Here is a 282-nt window from a genome sequence, read left to right as displayed (position 1 = left end):
AGCTTGCCTTCGGCGACAAGGCCGACCTTTCGCGCATCCGTGCCGCGCAGGCGCCGGGCGGATCGGGCGCGCTCAGGCTGGTGGCCGAGCTTTTGCAGCGCACACGCCCCGGCGCGACGGTCTGGCTCTCCAATCCAACGTGGCCGAACCATCTGCCGGTGATGCGCGCCGCCGGCCTTGAGGTCCGCGACTATCCGTATTTCGACGCCGCTTCCGGCACAGTCCGCTTCGACGACATGCTGGCGGCGCTCAAGACGGCCAACAGCGGCGATGTCGTGCTGC

General features: G+C 69.1%; 1 protein-coding gene. It reads left to right on the top strand.

The genetic code is table 11. The annotated features are described in order from the left end of the window. Positions 1-282, top strand: a 282-nt coding sequence (locus EN857_RS34300) for an aminotransferase class I/II-fold pyridoxal phosphate-dependent enzyme (protein WP_135897747.1), incomplete at both ends; no start/stop codon positions are given.

The organism is Mesorhizobium sp. M4B.F.Ca.ET.214.01.1.1 (assembly GCF_004791545.1).
Classification (GTDB): domain Bacteria; phylum Pseudomonadota; class Alphaproteobacteria; order Rhizobiales; family Rhizobiaceae; genus Mesorhizobium; species Mesorhizobium abyssinicae.
Note: the sequence above shows the minus strand (reverse complement) of the source record. Positions and strands in the feature narration are given on the sequence as shown.